The organism is Comamonas sp. Tr-654 (assembly GCF_011752915.1).
Taxonomy (GTDB): domain Bacteria; phylum Pseudomonadota; class Gammaproteobacteria; order Burkholderiales; family Burkholderiaceae_C; genus Comamonas.
This window is the reverse complement of record NZ_VWWQ01000011.1, coordinates 1-22316: the sequence shown is the minus strand read 5'-3', so window position 1 is coordinate 22316 and position 22316 is coordinate 1. Positions and strand designations below refer to the sequence as shown.

Here is a 22316-nt window from a genome sequence, read left to right as displayed (position 1 = left end):
CAGATTGCCATGAACGAACAACTTACCTTTAGTCTCAAGAGCATTTGTTTCGATGAAAACTATCTCCCATCGGACAGCACGCGCATTACCACCAACTTTGCCAACTTGGCCCGCGGCACTAGTCGGCAGCAGAACCTGCGCAACACGCTAAGGATGATTGACCGCCGCTTCAATGATCTGGCGCATTGGGATAACCCGACAGCAGATCGTTACTCGGTGGAGCTGGAGATCATCTCTGTGGAAATGAACATTGCGGCTCAAGGCAGCAGCGATGTATTTCCGTTGATTGAGATTCTGAAAACCAGCTTTCTCGACAGGAAGGAAAACAAGCGCATCGACGGCATTGTGGGAAACAATTTCTCCTCCTACGTGCGTGACTACGACTTCAGTGTGCTGCTGCCCGACTACAACGTAAACCGTCCGCAATTCGGCGTACCTAACGATTTTGGCGACCTGCATGGAAAGCTGTTTCAGCATTTTGCGAGCTCCAGCACTTACACGCAGCACTTCACCAAGCAACCAGTCATCTGCATCAGCGTCTCGACCAGCAAGACCTATCATCGTACTGAGAATCACCACCCCGTGCTGGGCGTTGAGTATCTACAGAATGAACTGTCATCCACAGACCAATACTTCGCAAAAATGGGCTTGCAGGTTCGCTTTTTCATGCCCCCAAACGGCGTCGCGCCATTGGCTTTCTACTTCCACGGCGACTTGCTGAGCGACTACTCAAATCTCGAGCTGATCGGGACCATCAGCACCATGGAGACCTTTCAGAAGATCTATCGCCCCGAAATCTATAACGCCAATTCTGCGGCCGGAAAGCTTTATCAACCGAGTCTGAAAAACCAAGATTACTCAGTAACGCAGATTGTCTATGACCGGGACGAGCGCAGCCAGTTGGCCGTCAAGCAGGGGAAGTTTGCCGAGGAGCATTTCATCAAGCCCTATAAGGGCGTGCTGGAACAATGGGCCCGCAATTTCTCTCATTAACCTGCTTAAATGCAGCACTACCTAAAGCCTGTTCATTCCACATCATTCCTAGAAAGAAATCCTAAGATGTTCGAAACCTCCATCGCCGGCAGCCTGCCCAAACCCGCCTGGCTGGCTGAAACCAACAAGCTCTGGCCTCAGTGGATGGCCGAAGGCGATGCACTGCTGCAGGCCAAGGCCGACGCAACCCTGCTGTGGATCAAGGCCCAGGAAGACGCGGGCCTGGACATCGTGTGCGACGGCGAGCAATCGCGCCAGCACTTCGTGCACGGTTTTCTGGAGCAGGTCGAAGGCATTGACTTCGACAACAAGGTCAAGATGGGCATACGCGACAATCGTTATGACGCGATGGTCCCCCAGGTGGTGCAGGCTTTGCGTTTGAAAGGTCGCGTGCATGCCTTCGAAGCAAGGTTGGCCCGCGCGCATACCCAAAAGAAGCTGAAGTTCACCTTGCCTGGTCCGATGACCATCGTTGACACGGTGGCAGATCGCTTCTACGGCGACAAGGTCAAAATGGCTTTCGCCTTTGCCGAGCTGCTCAACCAGGAGGCCCTGGCATTGCAGGCCGATGGCGTGGATATCATTCAATTCGATGAGCCAGCCTTCAACGTCTACATGAAAGATGCCGCTGATTGGGGCGTTAAGGCGCTCGAGCGCGCTGCGCAGGGCCTGACTTGCACGACAGCGGTGCATATCTGCTACGGCTACGGCATCAAGGCCAATACCGACTGGAAAAGCACTCTGGGCGACGAATGGCGCCAGTATGAGACGGTGTTCCCCGCCCTGGCTAGCAGCAGCATTGATCAGGTCAGCCTGGAATGCATCCATTCCCATGTGCCGCCTGACCTGATGAAGTTGCTGGTCGGCAAGGACGTTATGGTTGGTGTGATCGATGTGGCCAGCGACGTGGTCGAAACTCCCGAGGAAGTCGCTGACACCATTGGTCGCGCTTTGGAGTTTGTGCCCAAGGAGCGACTCTTCCCCTGTACCAATTGCGGCTTGGCACCGATGGGCCGCGATGTGGCCTGGCGCAAGCTGAAGGCTCTGGCAGCAGGCACCAAGCTGGCCAAGGAGCGGCTCGCCGCAGCGTAACTCTGTCCAGGCGTCGTGCAGGCGGTGGCTCGACACGTCATGCGCGCACGACCATCTTTTCAAATTGGGCGGAATTTCAAAGACGGTCGAGCTCTACAAAACAGCGTCATTTGAAAATGACTGGCCTATAGCGATTTCTGCATGACAGGCTGCGGACGTTGCACAGTTGGCCTCGACACGACGCCTGTCGGAGCACGCAGAAGCGGCCCTTCGAGTCAGTGGTAGCAATCCGCACAGTTGAGCGGCGGGTCTTGAGGGTGAAGCGACCGTTCAGGACAGGCTGCGTTCAACGGTTCGCGTTGGCCTTTGCTGCCGTTCATGCACACGACGAGGAATGACTCTGATCAGCCTAGACCTGCCGTTCACGGCTACCTACCGGACGACAGCTTCTGGCCGAACTCAGTCAGTCACAACCAGCAGCCTAGTCAGCCACAATCGGCGCAGGCGGTCAGTTCGACCGGAATACGCAGCGGAGGCGCTATATGCCCGAAGCGCGCCGACATCAGGTGAGCCAGCTCCGCCTCGCAAACGATCACGTCTTTGATGGGCATATCCTCTAATGACGGCGTACGGTTGATAAAATTGGTGAACATGTTGTCATAACTGATGTTGTTACCTCTGGTGTCGTAGCAGTCCAAGTCAGCCTGGGTTTTTGTGGGGAAAAACTTGCTCGGCAGAGAAAAATCTCATTATTTATCAACCACTTACATAAATATTCGGTATCCGCGCATTAGAAGCCCACATAGCGGGCTCCGAGGTCTGCACCGACGGCAGGTAAAAAGTCACCAAAGCGTGGACCACCCCATTTGCCGATGGCGCTCCAGCCTTCCACACAGATATGGCGCGTAACCTGCGTGTACTGCGGCAGTGCATGCAATTCATGAAGCGTCCAGCGATGCTTGTCGGCCACAAGCCCTGTCACCTCCAGAAGAAGGCTCGCTTCGTCCACTTCTGGCACCTTGCTTTCGTCGTAGAAAGCGTTGAATGGAAATGGGCGGGTGATCATCGAGTCTGGGTAAGTGGGGGCGAGGCGTGAAGAGTCAAAAAGCCAGCCCTGTACCCGATCATTGAACTGCGAGATCCGCGTCAGCGCGGCTTCGGCAGTTGCGTTGTCGTCAATGCTGCATCCTGCAAGCAGCCCCAGGCCGCCCGCGCGCAAGAAACTTCCGGCGCGATGCCTGTGGCAACTGTCTGCCCAGCAAGTTCCGGGCCTCGGCGACCACGGCTTCGGCGTTTTCCCGATGCCAGATGGAAGTGTTCATGATGTGGATTCCTTGTTGACCGAGCGCAAGGTGGAGCGACCGAGCAGCATGACCAGCAGCGACCTCGGAACCAACACGACCATAAGAAGGTGAACGGCGACTAAGCAGACAATGGCTGCCATGCAATAGAAATGAATACGACGGGCCATGTCGTATCCATCCAAAAGCTCACGCAGCAGCGGAAACTGCACCGATTTCCAGATCACGAGACCACTGAGCACCAGCAATATCAAATCCACCGCAGCAAAGAGATAGGCTGCACGCTGCACCTGGTTGTAGTGACTCAGGTCTGCATGCGACAAGCGAGCCGTCAGCGCAAGCCAAGTATCACGCACGATGCCGCGCGCTGAAACGGGGAACATTCGCTGCCCAAACCTGCCAGTGATCAGATTCAGCAGCAAATAAGCAACCCCGTTCAGCACAAACAGCCACATACCGGCAAAGTGCCATTGCAGTACGCCCCCCAACCAGCCACCAAGCGTGATGTTGTTTGGAAAGGCAGAGTCAAAAATAGGTGATGCGTTATAGATACGCCAGCCGCTCATCACCATGATCAGCACGGCTAGAGCATTCACCCAGTGAGTGATGCGCAGCCACAGCGGCTGCACGAAGACACTGCGTTTCGGCGGTTGACGTGTGAGGGAGGACATGGGTGCATTGCTCGGCGCACCTGGTCTCGAAGTCCTCACCAAGAGTTCAATAAATCGTGATATTTGGGCTGCAGATATTGGAGGTTAGATCAATCAACTGTTCAGAGAACAGCTTGAAAGCGGACTGCCCCAATCCAGTAGACATTTCCCAGCCCCAAGCCCGGGCGCGCTCAAGCCCCTCTGGGTTGATGCCCCCTAGATGCTCACCCGCCGGTCAGAACCAGTCCTCACCTTGCGCATTAAAGGGACAGCAACTAAGACATCAAGTTGCCACCCCCTAACTGCGCAGTGACTTGTCGGTAGGCGGTGCCTGCAGTCCGATCGTACCAAGGCCCTTGTGACTCGGCGCATGCTGAAGGGCAGTGGCAGTGCCGAGTCCGGGCTCCAATCCGGTCAGAAATCCATCGTTGCCGACAGCGCAAACGTGCGTGGAGCCCCCAGTGCCAGGCTGGAAAGCAGAGGCATCCCCCAATAGGCCTTGTTGGATGCGTTCAGCACCGCCGCTCGAAAAGTAACAGGCTTGCCGTCGATCTTCGTCGCATAGCGCGCACCGAGATCGTAGGTCACACGACCTGCCGCCCACAGGCTGTTGTCAGCACTGATGTATTGCTTGGAAACCGCCGTTGCATTCGCTGTCACGGTCAGCCCGGCAATAGCCGGCACATCCCATTCCGTCCCCAGTTTTCCTTGCAGCTTGGGTACCCCCGTGGCGACCTTGCCCTGATTGAGGCCTGCGGCGGTCTGCGTCAGCTTGGGTGTGGTGTATGCAATCCCGCCCATCAGGCGTATGCCACCCAGCGGTGAACCCCAGAAGCCCCACTCGATGCCGCGATTGCGCTGCTCACCGCCAAACGAGAAGATATTCGTAACCGGGTCCGTATAGCTGCTAGGACGCGTGATCTCGAACAGACTGACCGTGTGCGCGAACTCGCCAAGATCGAGCTTCACACCGACTTCCTTCTGCTTGGTTTTGTAAGGAGCAAACACTTCACCCGCATTTGCGGCGGTCATTGGTGCGGTTGCACCCTGGCTCAGGCCTTCAATGTAGTTGGCGTAAGCCGACACATGTTCTGTCGCCTTGAACAACAAAGCTGCGGCAGGTGATGTGGCGCTTTGGTCATATCGTGAAGTGCGCGCCCCCGTGGTGATGTTGAAGGCATCGCTGACCACTTGCTGGCGACGCACTCCCAGAGTGAGTTGCACGCGATCTTCGGCAAATGAGATGGTGTCCGCCAAGCCAACGCTCGCCAGACGTACCTCTGTGTGCGAGATATGCGGTGCAATGAACGGCGCTTCCGGTCCCCAGACCGGGTTGTAGATGTTGGTGGTCCAGTCTGCGCCCGGTACGCTGCGACGGCCATAGTCGTCCTGCTTATGGGCATAGTGCGTAGCATTGATCGCCCATTGATGCTTGATGGCTCCGGCTTTCAGCCTGCCCTTCAGACCAATTTCTGCCGAGCGCTTTTTCTGCTCAAACGCCAGTTGCCCCATGGCGGTCTTGAAATCACCCGCAGCATTGAGTACCTGAGCCGTCATCGCCCCGTTGTATTCATAATCGGTTCGGCTGACGCCGAATGCTGCGTAGGCCATGACCTGATCCGATAAATCGAATTCAGCACGCACCATCGCAGCCCTGTCCTTGTTGTGCACATGCGACCAGTCGGGGTTCAGTAAGGTCTCAGGCTTCGGCGCTCTGGGAACGGCCACACCGGGGGCCAGACTGATGCCGCGCGTCACGCCGTTCACACGGTCATCGCTGGTGTAGAAGTCGGCGGAAATACGGGTACGGTCGCCGCGCCAGTCCAGACCCAGCGATGCAAGCCTTGATTTCTTGTCCTGCTGGTTGACCGATCCTTCGCCGCCGCGGTAGACGCCATTGAAGCGAATACCGAATTGCTTGGCTGCCCCGAACCTGCGCCCCAGATCAACATGGCCGCCAAACTGCGAATCCGACATATAGGTGGTGGTCAACCGCGTGATGGGATCGCTGGTGGCGCGTTTGGGAACCAGGTTGACCGAGCCTCCCACGGATCCTCCAGGAGGCATGCCATTGAGCAATGCCGACGGTCCTTTGAGGACTTCGATGCGCTCGAACATCTCTGGTGTGGTGCGGTAGTACGGCGCCATGCCGTAGAGACCGCCCAGCGTCATGTCGGAGCTGCTCGAAGAGAAGCCGCGAATCGAATAATTCTCGCTCCATGAGGCCGCAACACCATTACTGAACACCGTAGGGTCGGTGGCAGAGATCACATCGGTAATGGTCTGCGCCTGACGATCCTGCGTGAACTTATCGGTATAGCTGATGGTGTTGAAGGGTGTCTCCATGAAGTCCTTGTCACCCAGCAAGCCAACACGACCACCGGAATTGACTTGGCCGCCTGCGTAGGGAGCGGTCACTGTAGCCATTTTTTCCTGCACAGTGATCTGCGGCAACGTGGCCTCCGCCTCACCGACTTGCGTCTGGGCCTGTGCTGTACCGGCCAGAAGGCCGCCCATCGCCAATCCCAACAGCACATGAGGACACACCACATTGCGTCGGCGTGCAAATGGGGGATTCTTTAGAGAATTCGATGAAATGAGACCTGGGTTCTTTGGCATACCCGATACCTGTAGATAAATGCATGGCGCTTGAGTTGCGCATGCGAGGAGAACTGCTGGCTGAGGATGAACCTGGCTACGAGAAAGAGAAAGGCAATCAGTGCGAATAGCCCTTGAGAACATCACGCATCAAAATCTTCAATGCTGTGGGGCTGGCGCCAGTGATGTACCAGGCGTCTGCATCGACAAACACCACGCGTCCGTTCTTCCAGGCCTTGGTCTGGCGCAGCAACGGATTGGCAATGCCATCGGCATTGATGACGGGGCGGCGCTCCATCACGGCGGTACGATCCACCACATACAGGATCTCCGGATCGGCCTGCTGGATGAATTCGCTGGAGATGGGCTGCCCGTGCAGACTGGTTTCCAGCGCGGAGCTTGCGGGCTTCACGCCCAGCGCGCTGAACACAAAGCCGTAGCGCGATTGCTGACCGAAGGAACTGAAGCTTCCGTTGTTGTGCAGCACGACAAGGGCCTTATCTGACCGACCTTGGGTGATGCGCCGCACCTGTTGGACTTCGGCATCCAGCTCGGCAGCTCTGGCTCTGGCAAGGCCTTCCTTGTTGAAGATGCGGCCCAGGGTCAGCAAATGATTCTTGACAACCTCGATATGGCCTTTCTCGCTGTTCTTGAAGTCCACTTCGTAGTACAGCGCGGGCGCTATTTCCGTCAATTCCTCGTAGCTGGCGGCCTGCAGCGATGTCATCAGGATAAGGTCCGGCCGCAATGCATGCACACGCTCCAGATTGGGCTGCACGATGGCACCGAGGTCCTGCACCTTGGTATCGGCCTTGTACTTGGCGAGAAAATGCGGAACGTAGTCCTTCACCATGCCTGCCACGGGTACACCGAGCTGGTCGAGAAAGTCCACCTCATTCATCTCCAGCGCCGCCACACGCTGCGGCAGACGCTTGATCAGCGTGCTGCCCAGTTTGTGCCGGATGGAGATAGGTTCATAGGCATGAGCCATGGAAGCCATGGAGGACAAAGCCGCCATACCGGTAGCAGAGAGCAGGATTTGCCTGCGCGATGAGTTCATGAGTGATCTTCCATGGAGGTGAAGTAATTGCAGAAACAGCCACGCTGGTTGTGCGTGATCTCGAAATCCAGCCCGTACAGATCGGCCATGCGGGACTCGGTCACCACCTCCCGCGCTGGACCACTGAAGCACAGTGCTCCGCTCTTGAGGGCAACGATGTGATCCGAATAGTTCGCCGCAAAATTGATGTCGTGAATCACCAGAATCACGGTACGGCCCTGTTCGTCACAGAGACGACGCAGCGCACGCATGATCTGTACGGCGTGCCTCATGTCGAGGTTGTTGAGCGGCTCGTCAAGCAGCAGCACATCCGTCTGCTGCGCAATCGTCATCGCGAGAAACGCCATCTGACGCTGGCCTCCACTGATCTCGTCGATGAACGCGTGTCGCAGCGGCTCCAAGGATAGAAAGGCGATTGCCTCATCTATGACACGGTGGTCCTGGACAGTCAGCGCACCACGGCTATGCGGGAAACGTCCAAAAGCGACCAGCTCTTGCACCGTCAGACGCATGTTGAAGCCTGGTGCCTGGCGTAGTGTGGCGACATGCCTCGCATATTCGGCAATCGGAATCCGGCTGGCGTCACGCGCTTGCCAGTGAACAGCCCCGCTGCTGGGCTCCAGCAAGCGCGCCATCATCATGAGCAGCGTGGATTTGCCCGCGCCGTTGGGCCCGATCAACGATGTGACACAGCGTTCGGGAAACTCCACGCTCACGTCTGACAGCACAGCCCTGCCGCCATATTGCTTCGAGAGACGGTTGACACCCATCATGCTGCACCCCGCTTGCGCACAATCAGTGCCAGGAAATACACACCGCACACCAGATTCACCAGAATGCTCACGGTGGTCTTGTAGTTGAAGACATGCTCAACCAACAGTTGGGCAACAAGAAAAATGACAACGGAAACCGCACACCCCAGCGGCAGTGTGACGCGGTGGCGTGCATGCGGCACCAGGGCATAGACGATGTTGGCCACAAAGATGCCCATGAAGGCCGTGGGCCCCACGAGACTGGTGGACAGCGCCACCAAAATGGCGGTCAGCGCGAGATAGAGCTGCAGGTAGCGTTCATGCGGTACGCCCAGGGAAATGGCCTGATCACGTCCCAGGGCCAGCACATCCAGTACTGCCAGCGTTCTTTTTACTGCTGCGCAGGCGATCACCACGACGATGGCAGCGTAGAACAGCGTCTCGGGCTTGGCGCGATTAAAAGAGGTGTAGCTCACCCCCTGAAACACGGCAAACTCGCCAGGGCTGATGCGTAGCTGCACAAATTGCGTGAACGTGCCTATCACCATGGTCAGCACCAGGCCGAGCAGAAGCAGCACATACACATCATTGCGGCCACGGCGCAGCAGCCACCACTGCAACGCCCATGAATAGGCCAGCATCAGCAGCACTGACACGAGAAAATTCCCTCGCGCACCCAGCATGGCCAGCCCTTGCGCGCCCAGCAGCAACAGCAGCAGGGCTTGCCACAGCAGATACACAGCCTCGTAGCCCATGATGGCTGGCGTCAGAATACGGTTGTTCACCAGCGTCTGAAACACGATGGCCGACACTGCCACGCAGATGCCGCCAATCGCAATCGATGCAAGACGCACAAGCCGCTTGGGTATCACGTAATCCGTATCCAGGCCGGATCCCACCAGCACAAACACAAGTGCCAGGGCAACCATCACCAGAGCGACGATCCAGCAGGTCCTGGTCAACGACATGCGCATCACCGAAGCCCCCGCACGATCAGACACAGGAACATCACGCCGCCTGCCGCGCCTGCGGTAAGGCCGATGGGCACCTCGAAGGGATACATCACCAACCGCCCGGCGATGTCGCAGGCCAGCAGCAAGCAAGAGCCTCCCCAAGCCACCAAGGGCAGCGTACGCCGCAGGTTCTCGCCACAGCGCAAGGCAACCAATTGCGGCACCACAAGGCCCACAAAAGGTATCGCCCCCACGGCAATCACGGTGGCCGATACCGTCAATGCCACCAGCACCAAGCCGACGACAGCGGTGGACGCATAACCAAGGCCCAGACTTGTGGCCATGTCTTCACCCATGCCCAGCACCGTGAAGCGCTGCGCGTACAGATAGGCCAGTATCACCACCGGGAAAATGATGTAGAGAATCTCGTAGTGCCCCTGCACCACGCGCGAAAAGTCACCTAGCAACCAGCCCTGCATGCTTTGCAAAATGTTGTGGCTGTAGGCGTAGAACTCGGCGAAGGAAGCAAGCACGCTGCCGTACATCAACCCGACAACTGGCACCAGCACCAGATTGCGAAACCGGATGCGGCGGATCACTGCAATGAACACTATGCTTGCCAGCAAGCTGAACACCAGCGCAAACAGCATTCGGCTCATGGTTCCCGCAGCGGGCATCAAGGTGAGCGCCACCAGAATGCCGAGCTTGGCTGCATCCAGGCCGCCTGTAGTTCCCGGCTCCACAAACTTGTTGCGCACAATCTGCTGCAGAATCACTCCGCACACCGACAGGCCCGCGCCCGTCAACACCAGCGCTGCCAAACGCGGCAATCGACTTGCAGTCAGGGTGAGCCAGGTGTCGCCTGACAATGAAAGCAGGTCTGACCACACCATCTGCCGCGCCCCCAGCAGCACGGACACCACGCACAATGCAGCAAAAACCAGCACCCAACGCCCACGCATCAAACCGCATCCCCGCACATTTGCGCAGCAGCCGTGCGCCAGCCTTTGGCCGCACGATGCCGTGCGAGGGACTGGGCATAGCGGCCTTGCCTTGCCTGTAGTTGTGCAGGCGCTCCGCGCTCCACCACAACGCCGTCCTCGAGCACCACAATCTGATCAGCCATGGCAATGGTGGAGAGCTGATGGGCGATCACGATCAGCGTGCGTTTCCCCTTCAGCCTGGCCAGGGCTCTCGCGATGATGAACTGGTTCTCTGCGTCCAGCGCGGCGGTGGCCTCATCCACCAACAGGATGGGGGACTCCTTGATCAACGCCCGCGCAATCGCAACACGCTGACGCTCTCCACCGGAAAGGCGTGCGCCGTTTTCACCCACCAGGGTCAACAGCCCTTGTGGCAGACGCGCAATGACTTCGTCCAACCCGGCCTGCTGGGCTGCTTGCAGCACCTGCGCATCACTGGCATCAGGTCGGCCAAGGCGAATGTTGTCGGCGATGCTGCCGCAGAGCAGATGGCTGTCCTGGAAGATCTGGCTGATCTGTCCAGCCAATTGTGCATCCCCCATGTCACGCACATCCACACCGCCGATCAACACCGCTCCCTGCGTGGTATCGAAGAAGCGGGCAATCAAGCGCATCACCGTGGACTTGCCGGAGCCGGAAACTCCTATCAGCGCCGTCATGCTGAGCGGCTCTGCACGCAGACTCACGCCGCGCAGCACTTCATCGGGGGATTCGGGGTACTGGAACCGCACATCGTGCAACTCCACGCTGGGATCTCCCGCAGGAATCACCTTCCCGGGCTGCAGCAGCGGCTGCGCAGCAAATAGATCCCGCACCGCTTCCAACTGCGCTCCAGCACTCCGAAGCACTTCGGCATAACCGGCAATTTCCTGCAAGGGCTCCAGCCAGCGCACCAGCAGCAGCAAAGAAACCGTGAAGCTAATGACCTCCGCATTGGACAAAGCATCACCTGCCGCCGCATTCAAGCCAGAGATGGCAACCAACAGCAGCGCGGCAAAGACCAGTTGCACAGCCCAGATGCAAAGCACGGAAGACAGCGATGACAACACCATCAGCCGCAGCCCGGATTGCCGCTGCGCAGTGATGGCCTGCTCCAGAAAGCGGGTGCCGTTGCCATCGCCGCTGAACGCACGCAGCACCGATTGGGCCTGTGCGAACTCGACCATACGTTGGCTGGCCCCGGCAAAATCACGCTGGAAAGCAGCATTGGCGCGTGCCGACATGGAGGATGCCCACGCGAAAGCGCCCGCGAGCAATGGCAACGCGACCAGCGCAACGAGCCCCAACAGCGGACTCCACACAAAAAGCGCCAGCAACACGATCAGGGCTGTTGCCGCTCCACTGATGAGTGGCGTAAAAACATGCGCTGGCAGTTGCGCAATACCCATCATCCCCTGTGTTATTACATGGCCGATGCGTGCGGTATTGCCTGGCGTATACCAGCCAATAGGCAGACTTGCCATGTGATGGCCCAGCCGGTGACGTCCACTTTGCAGAACCGCCACGCCCACACGGACACCAGCCTGCTCCACTGCCCGACGGAGCATCCAGGACAGAAACACACCGAGCAGCAGCGCCACCAGCCACCCGATGGCTGGGCGCCAGTCAGCGCGCAACCCATGCTCCAGCATCGGAGCCAACGCCGCCATAGCCAGACCACACAGCACGCCATAGGTCACAGCCAACCACAGGTAGCGGCGCAGCAGGCGAACATCATTACCCAGCAGTTGCAGGAAGGTCTTCAGCATGCCAGCTCCTTCTTCTGCACAGGGCTGGCATAAGCACCAAGCCGCCATAACCGCGCATAGAGTCCGTCCTCAGCGAGTAACTGTGCATGGCTGCCTTGCTCCGCAATCTCACCCTCGCGTAGTACCAGAATGCGATCCGCATGCATGATGGTGTCCAGCCGATGCGCAATCACCAGCAAGGTGCGTCCGCGGGCAAAGCGCGAAAGCGCATCCTGAATGGCGGCTTCGCTTTCCGCATCGGCAGAAGCTGTGGCTTCATCCAGCACGAGAATGGGTGGGTTCAGCAGCACGGCCCGGGCAATGCTCAGGCGCTGGCGCTCGCCACCGGAGAGCTGCGCATCCTCCCCCACCACGGAGTCGTAACCGCGCGGCAATGCCAGAATGCGATCGTGGATATTGGCCGCTCGCGCCGCTGCCTCAATCTCCTGCATGGAGGCCGACGGGCGGGCCAGAGCAATGTTCTCGCGCACACTGGCGTGAATCAGCTGCACCTCCTGCAGCACGAAGCCAATGCGTTGATACAAGCTTGCGCTGGAAATCTGCCGCAGATCGGCTCCGCCCAGAGTGATAGAGCCTTGCACCGGATCAAAGAACCGTAACAGCAAACGTGCCAACGTGGATTTACCGGAACCCGAGGGACCGACCACCGCCGTGACAGTGCCGGGCTGCAATTCAAAGCTGACGCCGGACAGCACCTGCGGCCCTGCCTCATAGGCATAGGCCACTTGCTCGAAACGCACGACACTGCCTTCAGGAAACGATTGCTGCCCGGCGACCGGCTGCGGCAGTACCGGAGTATCCAGCAACGCAAGCACCCGCTGGGCGGCAGCCGTTGCACCCTGCAGGTCATGCAGCAAGGTATGTAAGAGCAACAGCGGAGCGCATATGCCTGGCGCTACCAATGCGAAAGGCAGTACATCCAAAGGCTGCATCCATCCCATGACGACAAATGCCGTGCCGGCGACCACCACCACACCGAGCACAGTCACGGGCGCAATCAATGCATGCGCACGAGCCATGGAGATCACCAAAGGACGGGTGAAATCCGCAAAGACCCTGGCGAATCCATCAACTGCATCTCTGTAGCCCGCATGCACCGGATTCGGGCCACCAAAGGCCTTCACAACCGGAATCGCACCCGCGAACTCCACCGTAGCACTGTTGATTCGTCCCAACTGCGCCACGAACTCCTGCATGTGGGCACTACCGGCCTTCATCGCGCGTTTGAGAAACACGAAGAACCCAGGGAAAGGAAGCAGTGCAAATATCGCCATGCGCCAATCCAGCGCAAACAGATAAATCACCGCGATCGTGATCGCTCCGACGGCCCGGCCCACTGCGGTGTAGAAGTGGGCTGTCAGGCTGTGCAGCGTCGAGATATCGTCCTGCAGCGCCTGCTTGACCTCACCCGAGGCTCGTGCAGTGAACCAGCCCAAAGGCACCTGCGACAGACGTCTGATCACTGCAATGCGTAGATCGTAGGTGAGCCGGTTATCTGCCAGATGCGCGATCAGCTCCCCGACGACCACCAAAGCCATGCCCGCGAGCATGCACAGCACAGCGACAGTGACTTGGCCCCCTATGCCACCCAAGTCTTCAGACATGGCCTGCCTGGCGATGGACGCAATAACCGCCAGTGGCACCAGCGTGAGCATGGTGCCTGCCGCGGCGCTCAGGCCCGCCAGCGCCAGGCGCCCGCGAATAGGCGCAAATATCCGAGCAATCGGTTGGGGAGGGCTGGCGGATTCGGCCAGCGATTCGGAGGTAGACATTCGAAATCAGAAAAGCCGGCGCTCACGCAGATGCGAACGGAAAGCTCAACAATAATTAGTTGCATGATAATAAACTAATTCAAGATGATTCCAGCAATAGCTCCACGAAGGATGAGTCCATCCCCGACAATCTGGTTCACAGACCGAGAAAAAGCGTATGACCCACACACCCAAGCCATCGAATCGTGGAAGACCACGCTCCATCACCAGAGAAAAAATTGCAGACGTCGGAATTTCCATTGGCCTTCCGGACATCACTTTCGTTGGCGTTGCCGCTGCATTGGGTGTCAGCCACATGGCGCTCTACAAGCACGTGCCGAGCCTGGAAGCACTGAAACACCTGATTGCCGAGGAGATCTTCAGACGCTGGGAACTGCCGCAGGCAAGCAGCCCTCAAAAGATCGGGCTAGAGGAATACCTTGTCGGATTCACGGCATCCACACGGCAATTCGTGAAAGCCCACCCAGGTGTGACACCCTTTGTGATTCGTCGCCTGGCGGCCACGCCAGCCATGCTGGAGAAGATCAGCACCCATCAAGCGCATATTGCGCAGGCCTACGGCATCACCAATGAGCAGTCACGCTGGTTGCTCGCGACCGTGACTTTCTTTTGCATCTCCGCCGCCGACACGGTGTACTCTGCAGCTCGGCTGGAGCCACTTGACGGGGCAGACGGGCAGCTTGAGGAGGCAGAGATGGAGACTGAACTAGTCGAGGGAACCCGGGCTTTGATAGTGGGATCACTGGGGCTACTCAACAGCAGGCCACATCCCTGAAGCAGCGCAGGCATCGGCAGAAATCGAGAGCCTGGATTGTCGCAAAGCTCCGGCAAAGATGAGCAAAGCGGTCTGCGGGAACGCCGCCGCCCCCCCCCGAACTGTCATTGCGCGCGAAAATCTCATTCGCTCGGCAGCCCCGCGCCGGCTCAACGCCGGCTGGCATTACATGCATCAGGCTGCTTGTCCTGAACATTTTCTTCGCGGCTTCGCATTGGAACATGGCCTGCGCACCAGACCGCTTGAACTCCAGCCTCTCAATGCCTCCATAGCATGAGTTCTGCTACCCACCTCACTCGACATGGCAGGTAGCCACTTGGTGAACTGATGAGACCTGGCCTTAAGATCATCGCCTGCTATTCTCGGGACTATCCAGTGAGGAGCGATGCATGCAATTCCCAAAGTTCGGACTCATTCCTTGGTTGTTTCTCGGTGCAATGCCTGCGATTGCACAGATCAACGCTGGCCCCCTGCCCCCCACTGCATCGCCTCCATTCAAGCTCACCAAGATCGCGCAGTTCAATCTGCCCTGGCGTATAGCCTTTCTGTCGGATGGGCGCATGCTGATCACGGAGAAAACCGGCAAGCTCTTCCTTGCCAGCCAATCCGGGCAGAAGCTTGAAGTCACCGGCGTCCCGCCTGTGTTGCACGAGAATCAGAACGGCCTGCTCGGCGTCTACCTGGCCCCATCCTATTCGAGCGACGCTGCCATCTATCTGACCTATTCGGAGCCCGGACAGCTACCGGGCACTTCGAGCCTGGCGCTGGCCCGCGCGACGCTCAAAATCGGCACCAGCATGGCTTCGTTGGAGGATCTGAAGGTCATATGGCGTGACCCGATCAAAGGCAAGGGAGGTCAGGCCGGCGCGGCGGTAGCCTTCTCTCCAGACCAGAAATTTCTTTTCCTCACGGTCGGCGATCGGCAGCGCATGACACCCGCTCAGGATCCGAATCAACCCGCGGGCAAGATTCTACGACTGACCCTGGATGGCAAGCCCGCGCCAGGCAACCCCATGGAGGGCAAGACCGGCGCACGGTCTGTCCCGGTGATTGATCCGCCAAAAGACACGGAAGCCGCCAAGACCGCGCCGGTCCTGCGCACCCATGTGTTTGACGGACCCAATCTGACCCCATCGGAGACATGGACCTCCGGACATCGCACCCCTTACGGGCTTGCGTTCGCGCCGGATGGCCGACTCTGGGAGCTGGAGCATGGGCCGCGCGGTGGCGATGAACTGAACCTGATCGAGCCAGGCAAGAACTACGGCTGGCCGCTGGTTTCCTATGCGGAGAACTACGACGGCGTGCCAATTGCAAGTCCTGATACTCGCCCCGACCTTGCCAAGCCAGTGATCTACTGGACGCCTGTTTTCGCACCCGGCAACCTGATGTTCTACAGCGGCGCGATGTTTCCGAAGTGGAAAGGCTCAGCGTTCGCCTCCGGTCTCGGCAGTCAGGCCCTGCACCGAATCGAGGTGCGCGGTGCGACCGCCACACCGGCCGAGCATTGGAAGGTCGGGTTCCGCGTCCGTAGCGTGGAGCAGGCGCCTGACGGAGCACTGTGGCTGATCGAGGACGACAATCAGGGCGGTTTGTATCGCCTCACACCCAAATAATCTCATCGACGTTCGATGTGTAGATCGGCATCATCGGACTCGACTCGGCTCTGCATTGACAGCCAGCCATGATCGACATCGCATGGCTGGATCGTCTCGCCCGGTCTTGGCAGGCTTCAAGAAACTTACAGCAGCCAAAGCCTGCTAACGATGGCGCATGTCCTGCACTACCTGCGTCGCGATACGGCAATCTCGGCTCGCTCGCACCCAGAGGCGTGCCGAAGCTGGGAGCATGCTCTAGCCTCTGGCGACCTGTACTTCCGCACAGCCCTCGGAGCCAGGCGCAAGAAATATCCATGACCGGGACCCCGTTCGCGACCGGTTGTCTGGTCGCGCTCCCTGAGAAGGCTTGACGGTTCGGCGGGTGGATCGTCGATGAAGGCATTGCTTGATCGCCAGACCCCGAGCAAAGCCATTGGGTTTCAGAGGAAGCGGCACCTCTCTTCAGCCTTAAAATAAATAAAAATCAATATCATTCTGTTTGCATGAACTCCCAGAGCAACATCCTGATCGTTGACGATCACGCGAACATTCGGGAGCCCCTATCGACCTTCCTGCGCCGCTACGACTTCGAGGTAGAGACAGCTGAAGATGGCAATGCCATGCGCAGCTGCCTGCAGAAAAGTGACTTCGACCTTATCGTTCTCGACGTCATGCTGCCGGGCGAAGACGGCTTCTCGTTGTGCCGCTACATTTCGGAGCACGTTGGTACGCCAGTCATCCTGCTTACAGCCATGAGCGATGAAGCGGACCGTATTGCTGGACTGGAAATCGGTGCAGACGATTATGTGGTCAAGCCTTTCAATCCTCGGGAACTGGTGGCCCGGATACGCAGCGTGCTGCGACGCAAGTTACGGACAGAGAAGGACGCAGCCCAGCGGCTGAATGCGCCCGCGCCGTCTCAGCAGCACGAATACCGGTTTATCTTCAGCGGCTGGTCCCTGGACACGCGCACCCGCGAGTTGCGCGACCCTGGCGATCAGAGCATCGCGCTGAGCACCGCCGAGTTCCATCTGCTGCGTGTACTGGTCGAGAATGCCGGTCGTGTACTCAGCCGCAGCCAGTTGCTGGACCACACGCAGCGCGCTGACGCGGTGAGCTTCGACCGTAGCATAGACAGCCAGATCAGCCGACTGCGCAAGAAGCTGGAGCCCGATTCGCGCCGTCCCCATTTGCTCAAGACGGTGCGCGGAGACGGCTATATGTTTGCCGCCAAGGTGGACGCAGAGTGGGCATGAGGTGGCTTCCACGCAGCATTTCAGGGCAGCTGCTGGCACTGTGGATCGTGGCCATCCTGGTGGCCCACCTGATTGCGGTGCTGGCCCTGTCCTGGTGGCGTTCCGACAATATTGCAATTCATCCGCTCTCAGCACGCACAATAGAGACCCGTATCCTGGCCGCCTACAAGGCAGCAAGCCACGACCAGCCCGTCAATCAGTTGCTGGAAGACATCAGCCTGCCCGAATCCGAATTCCGTCTTTTCACTGCACCGCGCGTCAAAGGTGAAGACAGCCGCTGGAGCCGGCAGGAACTTGCCTTGGAGCAAGCCATTCGCGCCCGACTGGAACTGGCTCCCGAAACGCCGCTTCATGTGCGCCTGCTGAATGTCCTGCCCGGCGTCTCGGGCCAGGTGGACAGGCGCAACTGGATTGAGAAGGCCTTTAGAAGCCGCCACGCGCTGGCCATGGACGTCGAGGTGCTCTTGCCCGGGGGCCAATGGCTCTATAGCAGACACTGGCCAACGCCCGTGCCTGCGCACTGGAGCCGCGTGCTGAGTTTTTCGCTGCTGGTGGGCACTATTCCCGCAGCCATCATCGCTCTGCTGTTTGGCCGCCAGATCATGCGCCCGCTTGCCGAGCTGACCGAGGCCTCCCGGCGCGTGAGCCGAGGCGAGCGCGTGGTCCTGCCCCAGCCCGGCGGACTCAGTGGCGTGCGCGACATCGTCCAGGCCTTCAACGACATGCAGGACAGCCTGGTGCGCTTCGTCAACGGGCGCACCCAGATGCTGGCCGCCATGGGCCACGACCTGCGCACGCCGCTGACGTCGCTGCGCATTCGCGCGGAATTCATCGAGGGCGAGGCCTTGCGCAATGCCATGATCGCCACGCTCGACGACATGAGCGCCATGGTCTCGGAGACTCTGCGCTTTGCACGCGACGAAGCTCATCAGGAGCCGACCCAGGAGGTGGCCATGGACGCGCTCATACAGCAAGTCATCGATGCCCAGTCAAACAGCGGAAAATCCGTGCGCCCTACCCTGAGGCTCGATGCCGGCCTGCATTACCGCTGCCGACCGGTAAACCTCAAGCGCGCGCTGCACAACATCATCGACAACGCCGCGCGCTATGGCGAGGTGCGCGTGGCCGCCATGCTGGACGACTCCCGCCGGGTGCTGCGCATCGCCGTAGACGACGACGGCCCAGGCATTCCCCCCGCGCAGCTGGAGCATGTGTTCGAGCCCTTCACCCGCCTGGATGCGGCGCGCAGCACACACAGCGGCGGCGTCGGCCTCGGGCTGGCGATTGCGCGTTCGTCCATACGCGCCCATGGCGGCGATGTCACTTTGCACAACCGGGTCGAAGGCGGCCTGCGTGCTCTCATCGAAATGCCGGTATAAAAATATGAGCTGCTAACGCTTACTATTACTAAATTTCAGATTAAAAAGTATCTGAAATACATATATATCAAGCGATAGCAGCTATTTTTTTATTAGTTTCAAATGAAGTAGATGAGAAAAGCCCCGCTGGCAGGATTTGCCGACGGGGCTGCTTCGGGTCTTCACCACGCGTTGTCCACCTTTCGCCATTCAGCAACCGCGCCAGCGCGGGCGCGGATGCCTTCAGGGATGGTGTGGCGGGGCTCAGTAGGTGAACTTGAGCGAGGCCACGGCCGAGCGGCCGGCCGCAATGGTTGCATAGTGCGGCGAGCGGATGCCGCTGTAGTAGACCTTGTCGCCTAGGTTGTACACGTTGAGCTGCAGCGTCAGATTCTTGTCGATCTGGTACGCGGCCATGGCATCGAAGCGCGTATAGCCGCCAGCACCCTTGGTGACGATGCCGCCGTCCACGGTGGAACGCGCATAGCCCTGGTTCACATCGCTCTGAGCGTAGATGCCCAGGCCCAGCGTCAGCTTGGCCATGGGCTTGTAGCTGGTCCACAGACTGAAGCTGTGCTTGGGGGTGTTGGCAAAGGGCAGGCCGTTGGCGATATTGCCCGCGCCCATATTCTTTTGCTCGCTGTCCATATAGGTGTAGCCGCCAAAGATATTCAGGTTCGGCAGCACAGTGCCGTTGAAGCCCAGTTCAACGCCATTCACGACCTTGTTGCCACCCATGTAGGTGATGCCGTTCTCGGTGATGCGGACATTGGTCACATCGTTGCGGAACAGCGCCGCAGACAGGGCCAGGCGCTTGTTCAGCAGATCCCACTTGGTGCCCAGCTCCATCGACCGCGTCTTCTCGGGCTTGAGGTTGGCCAGGGCATCGGTGTTGATCGCCTGGTCTTCATTGCCACTGCCCAGCGATGAGCCGCCAGGACGCGAGGAAGTGCCGATGCTGGCGTAGATGCTGCCGTTGTCTGCCGGCTTGTAGACCAGACCCAACTGGTAGTTGAACAAGGTGTCGCTGCGGCTGATGTCATACGCTGGCGCGGGGCTGCGTCCGGTGGTGGCCGGGCCGGCCGAGTTCACCTTGTAGTGATCCACTCGCAGGCCGGCATTGAGCAGCCATTGGTCGTTGAACTTGATGGTGTCGAAACCGTACAGGGCCGTGGTGTCGATCTTGTTGCGCGTGGCCTCCGCTGGCAAAGACCAGGCGAAATTCCAGGCATCGGAGCTGTTGGGATTGTCCAGAGAGGCACACCACGGCGCCAGGACACTGGAGCAGACACCGCCGCTCTGGATGGCAGTGGAGCGCACATCGGACTTCTCGCGCGAAAGCTCAAGGCCCAGGGCAAAACTATGACCAACCGAGCCCGTCTGCGCCTTGCCGGTGAACTCGGTCACGTTCTGCAGCGTGGTCACCTCCGCCAGGCGCGCATTGCCGCGGCGCCACACATAGCCGTTGATGGCATTGCCCTTGCTGTCATCGGGCTGGGTCCATACATAGTCCTGCCGGGTCTTGCTGTAGCGCAGGCTGTTGCGCAGCTTGTTGGTGTCGGTGAACTTGTGCTCCACCGAAGCGGTGAACAGATCGCTCTTTTCCTTTTCGTAGTCGCGCGCGCTCAAGCCGTACCAGTTCTCACGGTTGTTGCCATAGGTCGGCCCGACCCGGGTTCCGCCAGGCAGATTGGCCATGGCCGCGTTGGTGTAGAGATAGGGCACGCCGCCATCTGGAATGTTGTCAGTCTGCAGGTGCTGCCACGACAGCGTCACCTCCGTGGGCGTGCCCATGCCGAAGGTCACTGTGGGTGCAATGCCCCATCGTTTGTTCTCTGGACCGTTACGACCCGGAACATCGGCCCCGTGGGCCATGGCATTCAGACGAAAGCCCGTCGTGTCGTTGATCTTGCGATTCAGATCCAGGGTGCCGCGTTTGTAGTTGTCGGTGCCCAGGCCGACGTCGCCGGAGATGAAGTTCTCATTCTTGGCTTTCTTGGTGACCAGGTTGATAGAGCCGCCAGCACCGCCACGACCGGCGTAGGCCGAGTCCGCGCCTTTGACCACTTCCACCGCCTCGATGTTGAAGATCTCGCGGGTGCCCGCCGAGATGTCGCGCATGCCGTCGACAAAGGTGCTGGACTGAGAATCCATGCCCCGGATGAACGGCTGGTCGCCCGAGGGGTTGCCGCCCTCGCCGTTGCCGAAGGTGATGCCGGGCGTGGAACGCAGCGCGTCCTGCAGGCTGGTGGCGCCGGTCTGCTTGAGCACTTCCTCGCTGATGACCTGGACGGTCTTGGGCGTGTCCAGCAGCGGGGCCGTGAACTTGGCCGAAGGCGCGACATCCGTCTTGAGCGAGGGCGCAGCGGACTCGGTCACGGTCACCGCATCCAGGGTGACTTCCTGGGCCATGGACGACGCGCTGACCAAGCACAGGCAGGCGGCCAGGGCGATCTGGGTCACCTCCGCAGGAGGGTGGAGTCGCGGGTTGATGTTCTTGCGCATGCAATTTTCCTTGGTTTGTAAACTCAACAAAAAATCACTCCGGCGGAGTGATTCAGGTGTGTGTCTGGAACTGGTTGTTGAGAATCATTACCAATGAATATTGCGCAGCTATGCCGCAATGTGGCGAAATGTGGCAGCGCATCGGACCACAGGCCTGTCATTCGAAAAACCGCCTGACTGGCGCAACAAACGGCCATGGAACGGCAAAGACAGGCAACAAATCCAGATGAGCATGTGGCGGATGATCGACATCCAGCAGAAGCCAGCGTCTCCACCCTCCGCATCGGCAGACGCCTCCACTCTGTTCAGGCGCAGGCACAAGTTCCGAATGCGTCCCACCCAGCCTCGTCTACTGGTTCTGAAAGCGATAGAGAGCCTCGGTCAGGACGGCGGAAAATACCCGGATATACGTCGACAACTGGAGAGTGCCGGAACTCCGCTTGCGGAGCAGACGATCTACCGCGTCGCGCGGGAGATGGCGGACGCGGGCCTTCTGACACGCTGCCATGCAATAGACGGACGCATCGTCTACCGCCTCAAATTGGCAGGCTGATGCAGTGAACGCGGACTCACAACTCTTATGGTCCCGCATACGGCAGGAGTGTCATCGTAGGTGTTCGGGCACAGAGATCTGCCTCGGCGCTGCTCTTGCCAACGTACTTTGCACCAGAGTTATGGCGCGCTGCCCAAGCACAGCGTCCTCGCGTCCAGATCCGCTGCTGGCTGCATCCATCGATGATGAGCGGCAACGCATTGGCGCCGCACCAATCAACAAGGGCGGGATGAATCCCGCCCTTGTTAGGTGAGTTGCCGTCAGCACCTAGAAGTGCTTCCGTCCTGCTGCGTCTTTGAGCCGCCTACTCGCTTGTAGGCACGAAAAACAGGTACTCACCTGGCCCCATCTGCGGGGTGATCACATAGCCCTCGCACTGCCTGTCCTTGCACTTCACAGGGATGGCGCGGGGCCAGATGGTGGCTGCAG

At 59.1% G+C, this 22316-nt stretch carries 17 protein-coding genes and 1 pseudogene; 7 read left to right on the top strand and 11 right to left on the bottom strand.

Annotated features, from left to right (window positions below):
• The first annotated feature begins 9 nt into the window (after positions 1 to 9).
• Together F3J24_RS24355 and F3J24_RS24350 are read left to right on the top strand one after the other, a co-directional pair.
• The gene (locus F3J24_RS24355; protein ID WP_167011414.1) at positions 10 to 993 is read left to right on the top strand and encodes a DUF1852 domain-containing protein; all 984 of its coding nucleotides are present in this window, start codon (positions 10 to 12) and stop codon (positions 991 to 993) included.
• Positions 994 to 1059: 66 nt separating this feature from the next.
• Entirely contained in the window at positions 1060 to 2085 is a 1026-nt protein-coding gene (locus tag F3J24_RS24350; protein WP_167011412.1) for a methionine synthase, read from the top strand.
• A gap of 425 nt (positions 2086 to 2510) precedes the next feature.
• On the opposite strand, the gene F3J24_RS24345 is transcribed toward F3J24_RS24350, so the two are convergent.
• The 10 genes and pseudogenes from F3J24_RS24345 to F3J24_RS24300 all read right to left on the bottom strand — a co-directional run bounded on the left by F3J24_RS24345 (position 2511) and on the right by F3J24_RS24300 (position 13842).
• The gene (locus tag F3J24_RS24345; protein WP_167011410.1) at positions 2511 to 2678 is read right to left on the bottom strand and encodes a hypothetical protein; all 168 of its coding nucleotides are present in this window, start codon (positions 2676 to 2678) and stop codon (positions 2511 to 2513) included.
• 140 nt (positions 2679 to 2818) lie between these two features.
• A pseudogene (locus F3J24_RS24340) lies at positions 2819 to 3347 on the bottom strand (molybdopterin-dependent oxidoreductase); the annotation flags it as partial.
• The gene (locus F3J24_RS24335) at positions 3344 to 3997 is read right to left on the bottom strand and encodes a cytochrome b/b6 domain-containing protein (protein ID WP_167011408.1); all 654 of its coding nucleotides are present in this window, start codon (positions 3995 to 3997) and stop codon (positions 3344 to 3346) included. The pseudogene F3J24_RS24340 and the gene F3J24_RS24335, both read right to left, overlap by 4 nt.
• 393 nt (positions 3998 to 4390) lie before the next feature.
• Positions 4391 to 6595, bottom strand: coding sequence for a TonB-dependent siderophore receptor (locus F3J24_RS24330; protein ID WP_167011455.1), 2205 nt, complete (start codon positions 6593 to 6595; stop codon positions 4391 to 4393).
• A 97-nt stretch (positions 6596 to 6692) separates the two neighbouring features.
• Entirely contained in the window at positions 6693 to 7634 is a 942-nt protein-coding gene (locus F3J24_RS24325) for a siderophore ABC transporter substrate-binding protein (RefSeq protein WP_167011406.1), read from the bottom strand.
• A complete protein-coding gene (locus tag F3J24_RS24320) occupies positions 7631 to 8407 on the bottom strand; it encodes an ABC transporter ATP-binding protein (RefSeq protein ID WP_167011404.1) in 777 nt (258 codons plus the stop codon). Before F3J24_RS24320 ends, F3J24_RS24325 begins: the two co-directional genes overlap by 4 nt.
• A complete protein-coding gene (locus F3J24_RS24315; protein WP_304515594.1) occupies positions 8404 to 9360 on the bottom strand; it encodes an iron chelate uptake ABC transporter family permease subunit in 957 nt (318 codons plus the stop codon). The genes F3J24_RS24320 and F3J24_RS24315 overlap by 4 nt, the downstream gene beginning before the upstream one ends.
• Positions 9360 to 10301, bottom strand: a complete 942-nt coding sequence (locus F3J24_RS24310; RefSeq protein ID WP_167011402.1) for an ABC transporter permease — start codon at positions 10299 to 10301, stop codon at positions 9360 to 9362. The genes F3J24_RS24315 and F3J24_RS24310 overlap by 1 nt, the downstream gene beginning before the upstream one ends.
• Positions 10301 to 12070, bottom strand: a complete 1770-nt coding sequence (locus F3J24_RS24305; RefSeq protein WP_167011400.1) for an ABC transporter ATP-binding protein — start codon at positions 12068 to 12070, stop codon at positions 10301 to 10303. Before F3J24_RS24305 ends, F3J24_RS24310 begins: the two co-directional genes overlap by 1 nt.
• Entirely contained in the window at positions 12064 to 13842 is a 1779-nt protein-coding gene (locus F3J24_RS24300) for an ABC transporter ATP-binding protein (protein WP_167011398.1), read from the bottom strand. Before F3J24_RS24300 ends, F3J24_RS24305 begins: the two co-directional genes overlap by 7 nt.
• A 157-nt stretch (positions 13843 to 13999) precedes the next feature.
• Between F3J24_RS24300 and F3J24_RS24295 the strand changes: the two genes are divergently transcribed.
• From F3J24_RS24295 to F3J24_RS24280, 4 genes are all read left to right on the top strand, one after another.
• Complete coding sequence (locus tag F3J24_RS24295) at positions 14000 to 14617, top strand: TetR/AcrR family transcriptional regulator (protein ID WP_167011396.1); 618 nt, start codon at positions 14000 to 14002, stop codon at positions 14615 to 14617.
• Between the two features lie 389 nt (positions 14618 to 15006).
• Positions 15007 to 16233, top strand: a complete 1227-nt coding sequence (locus tag F3J24_RS24290; RefSeq protein WP_167011394.1) for a PQQ-dependent sugar dehydrogenase — start codon at positions 15007 to 15009, stop codon at positions 16231 to 16233.
• Positions 16234 to 16718: 485 nt separating this feature from the next.
• The gene (locus F3J24_RS24285; RefSeq protein ID WP_167011392.1) at positions 16719 to 17471 is read left to right on the top strand and encodes a response regulator; all 753 of its coding nucleotides are present in this window, start codon (positions 16719 to 16721) and stop codon (positions 17469 to 17471) included.
• Complete coding sequence (locus F3J24_RS24280) at positions 17468 to 18850, top strand: ATP-binding protein (protein WP_167011390.1); 1383 nt, start codon at positions 17468 to 17470, stop codon at positions 18848 to 18850. The genes F3J24_RS24285 and F3J24_RS24280 overlap by 4 nt, the downstream gene beginning before the upstream one ends.
• Positions 18851 to 19093: 243 nt before the next feature.
• Here F3J24_RS24280 and F3J24_RS24275 read toward each other — a convergent pair whose 3' ends face one another.
• Positions 19094 to 21334: a TonB-dependent siderophore receptor gene (locus F3J24_RS24275; protein WP_167011388.1), complete on the bottom strand. Its 2241-nt coding sequence runs from the start codon at positions 21332 to 21334 to the stop codon at positions 19094 to 19096.
• A 118-nt stretch (positions 21335 to 21452) separates the two neighbouring features.
• Here F3J24_RS24275 and F3J24_RS25245 point away from each other — a divergent pair, with 118 nt between their 5' ends.
• A complete protein-coding gene (locus F3J24_RS25245; RefSeq protein WP_370527775.1) occupies positions 21453 to 21887 on the top strand; it encodes a transcriptional repressor in 435 nt (144 codons plus the stop codon).
• The last annotated feature ends 429 nt before the right edge of the window (positions 21888 to 22316 follow it).

What these genes read in the sequence shown, in the direction of transcription:
- F3J24_RS24355 (WP_167011414.1), top strand. Translation starts at nt 10, where the DNA reads ATGAACGAACAACTTACCTTTAGTCTCAAGAGCATTTGTTTCGATGAA.
- F3J24_RS24350 (WP_167011412.1), top strand. Translation starts at nt 1,060, where the DNA reads ATGTTCGAAACCTCCATCGCCGGCAGCCTGCCCAAACCCGCCTGGCTG.
- F3J24_RS24345 (WP_167011410.1), bottom strand. Translation starts at nt 2,678, where the DNA reads ATGTTCACCAATTTTATCAACCGTACGCCGTCATTAGAGGATATGCCC.
- F3J24_RS24335 (WP_167011408.1), bottom strand. Translation starts at nt 3,997, where the DNA reads ATGTCCTCCCTCACACGTCAACCGCCGAAACGCAGTGTCTTCGTGCAG.
- F3J24_RS24330 (WP_167011455.1), bottom strand. Translation starts at nt 6,595, where the DNA reads ATGCCAAAGAACCCAGGTCTCATTTCATCGAATTCTCTAAAGAATCCC.
- F3J24_RS24325 (WP_167011406.1), bottom strand. Translation starts at nt 7,634, where the DNA reads ATGAACTCATCGCGCAGGCAAATCCTGCTCTCTGCTACCGGTATGGCG.
- F3J24_RS24320 (WP_167011404.1), bottom strand. Translation starts at nt 8,407, where the DNA reads ATGATGGGTGTCAACCGTCTCTCGAAGCAATATGGCGGCAGGGCTGTG.
- F3J24_RS24315 (WP_304515594.1), bottom strand. Translation starts at nt 9,360, where the DNA reads ATGCGCATGTCGTTGACCAGGACCTGCTGGATCGTCGCTCTGGTGATG.
- F3J24_RS24310 (WP_167011402.1), bottom strand. Translation starts at nt 10,301, where the DNA reads ATGCGTGGGCGTTGGGTGCTGGTTTTTGCTGCATTGTGCGTGGTGTCC.
- F3J24_RS24305 (WP_167011400.1), bottom strand. Translation starts at nt 12,070, where the DNA reads ATGCTGAAGACCTTCCTGCAACTGCTGGGTAATGATGTTCGCCTGCTG.
- F3J24_RS24300 (WP_167011398.1), bottom strand. Translation starts at nt 13,842, where the DNA reads ATGTCTACCTCCGAATCGCTGGCCGAATCCGCCAGCCCTCCCCAACCG.
- F3J24_RS24295 (WP_167011396.1), top strand. Translation starts at nt 14,000, where the DNA reads ATGACCCACACACCCAAGCCATCGAATCGTGGAAGACCACGCTCCATC.
- F3J24_RS24290 (WP_167011394.1), top strand. Translation starts at nt 15,007, where the DNA reads ATGCAATTCCCAAAGTTCGGACTCATTCCTTGGTTGTTTCTCGGTGCA.
- F3J24_RS24285 (WP_167011392.1), top strand. Translation starts at nt 16,719, where the DNA reads ATGAACTCCCAGAGCAACATCCTGATCGTTGACGATCACGCGAACATT.
- F3J24_RS24280 (WP_167011390.1), top strand. Translation starts at nt 17,468, where the DNA reads ATGAGGTGGCTTCCACGCAGCATTTCAGGGCAGCTGCTGGCACTGTGG.
- F3J24_RS24275 (WP_167011388.1), bottom strand. Translation starts at nt 21,334, where the DNA reads ATGCGCAAGAACATCAACCCGCGACTCCACCCTCCTGCGGAGGTGACC.
- F3J24_RS25245 (WP_370527775.1), top strand. Translation starts at nt 21,453, where the DNA reads ATGTGGCGAAATGTGGCAGCGCATCGGACCACAGGCCTGTCATTCGAA.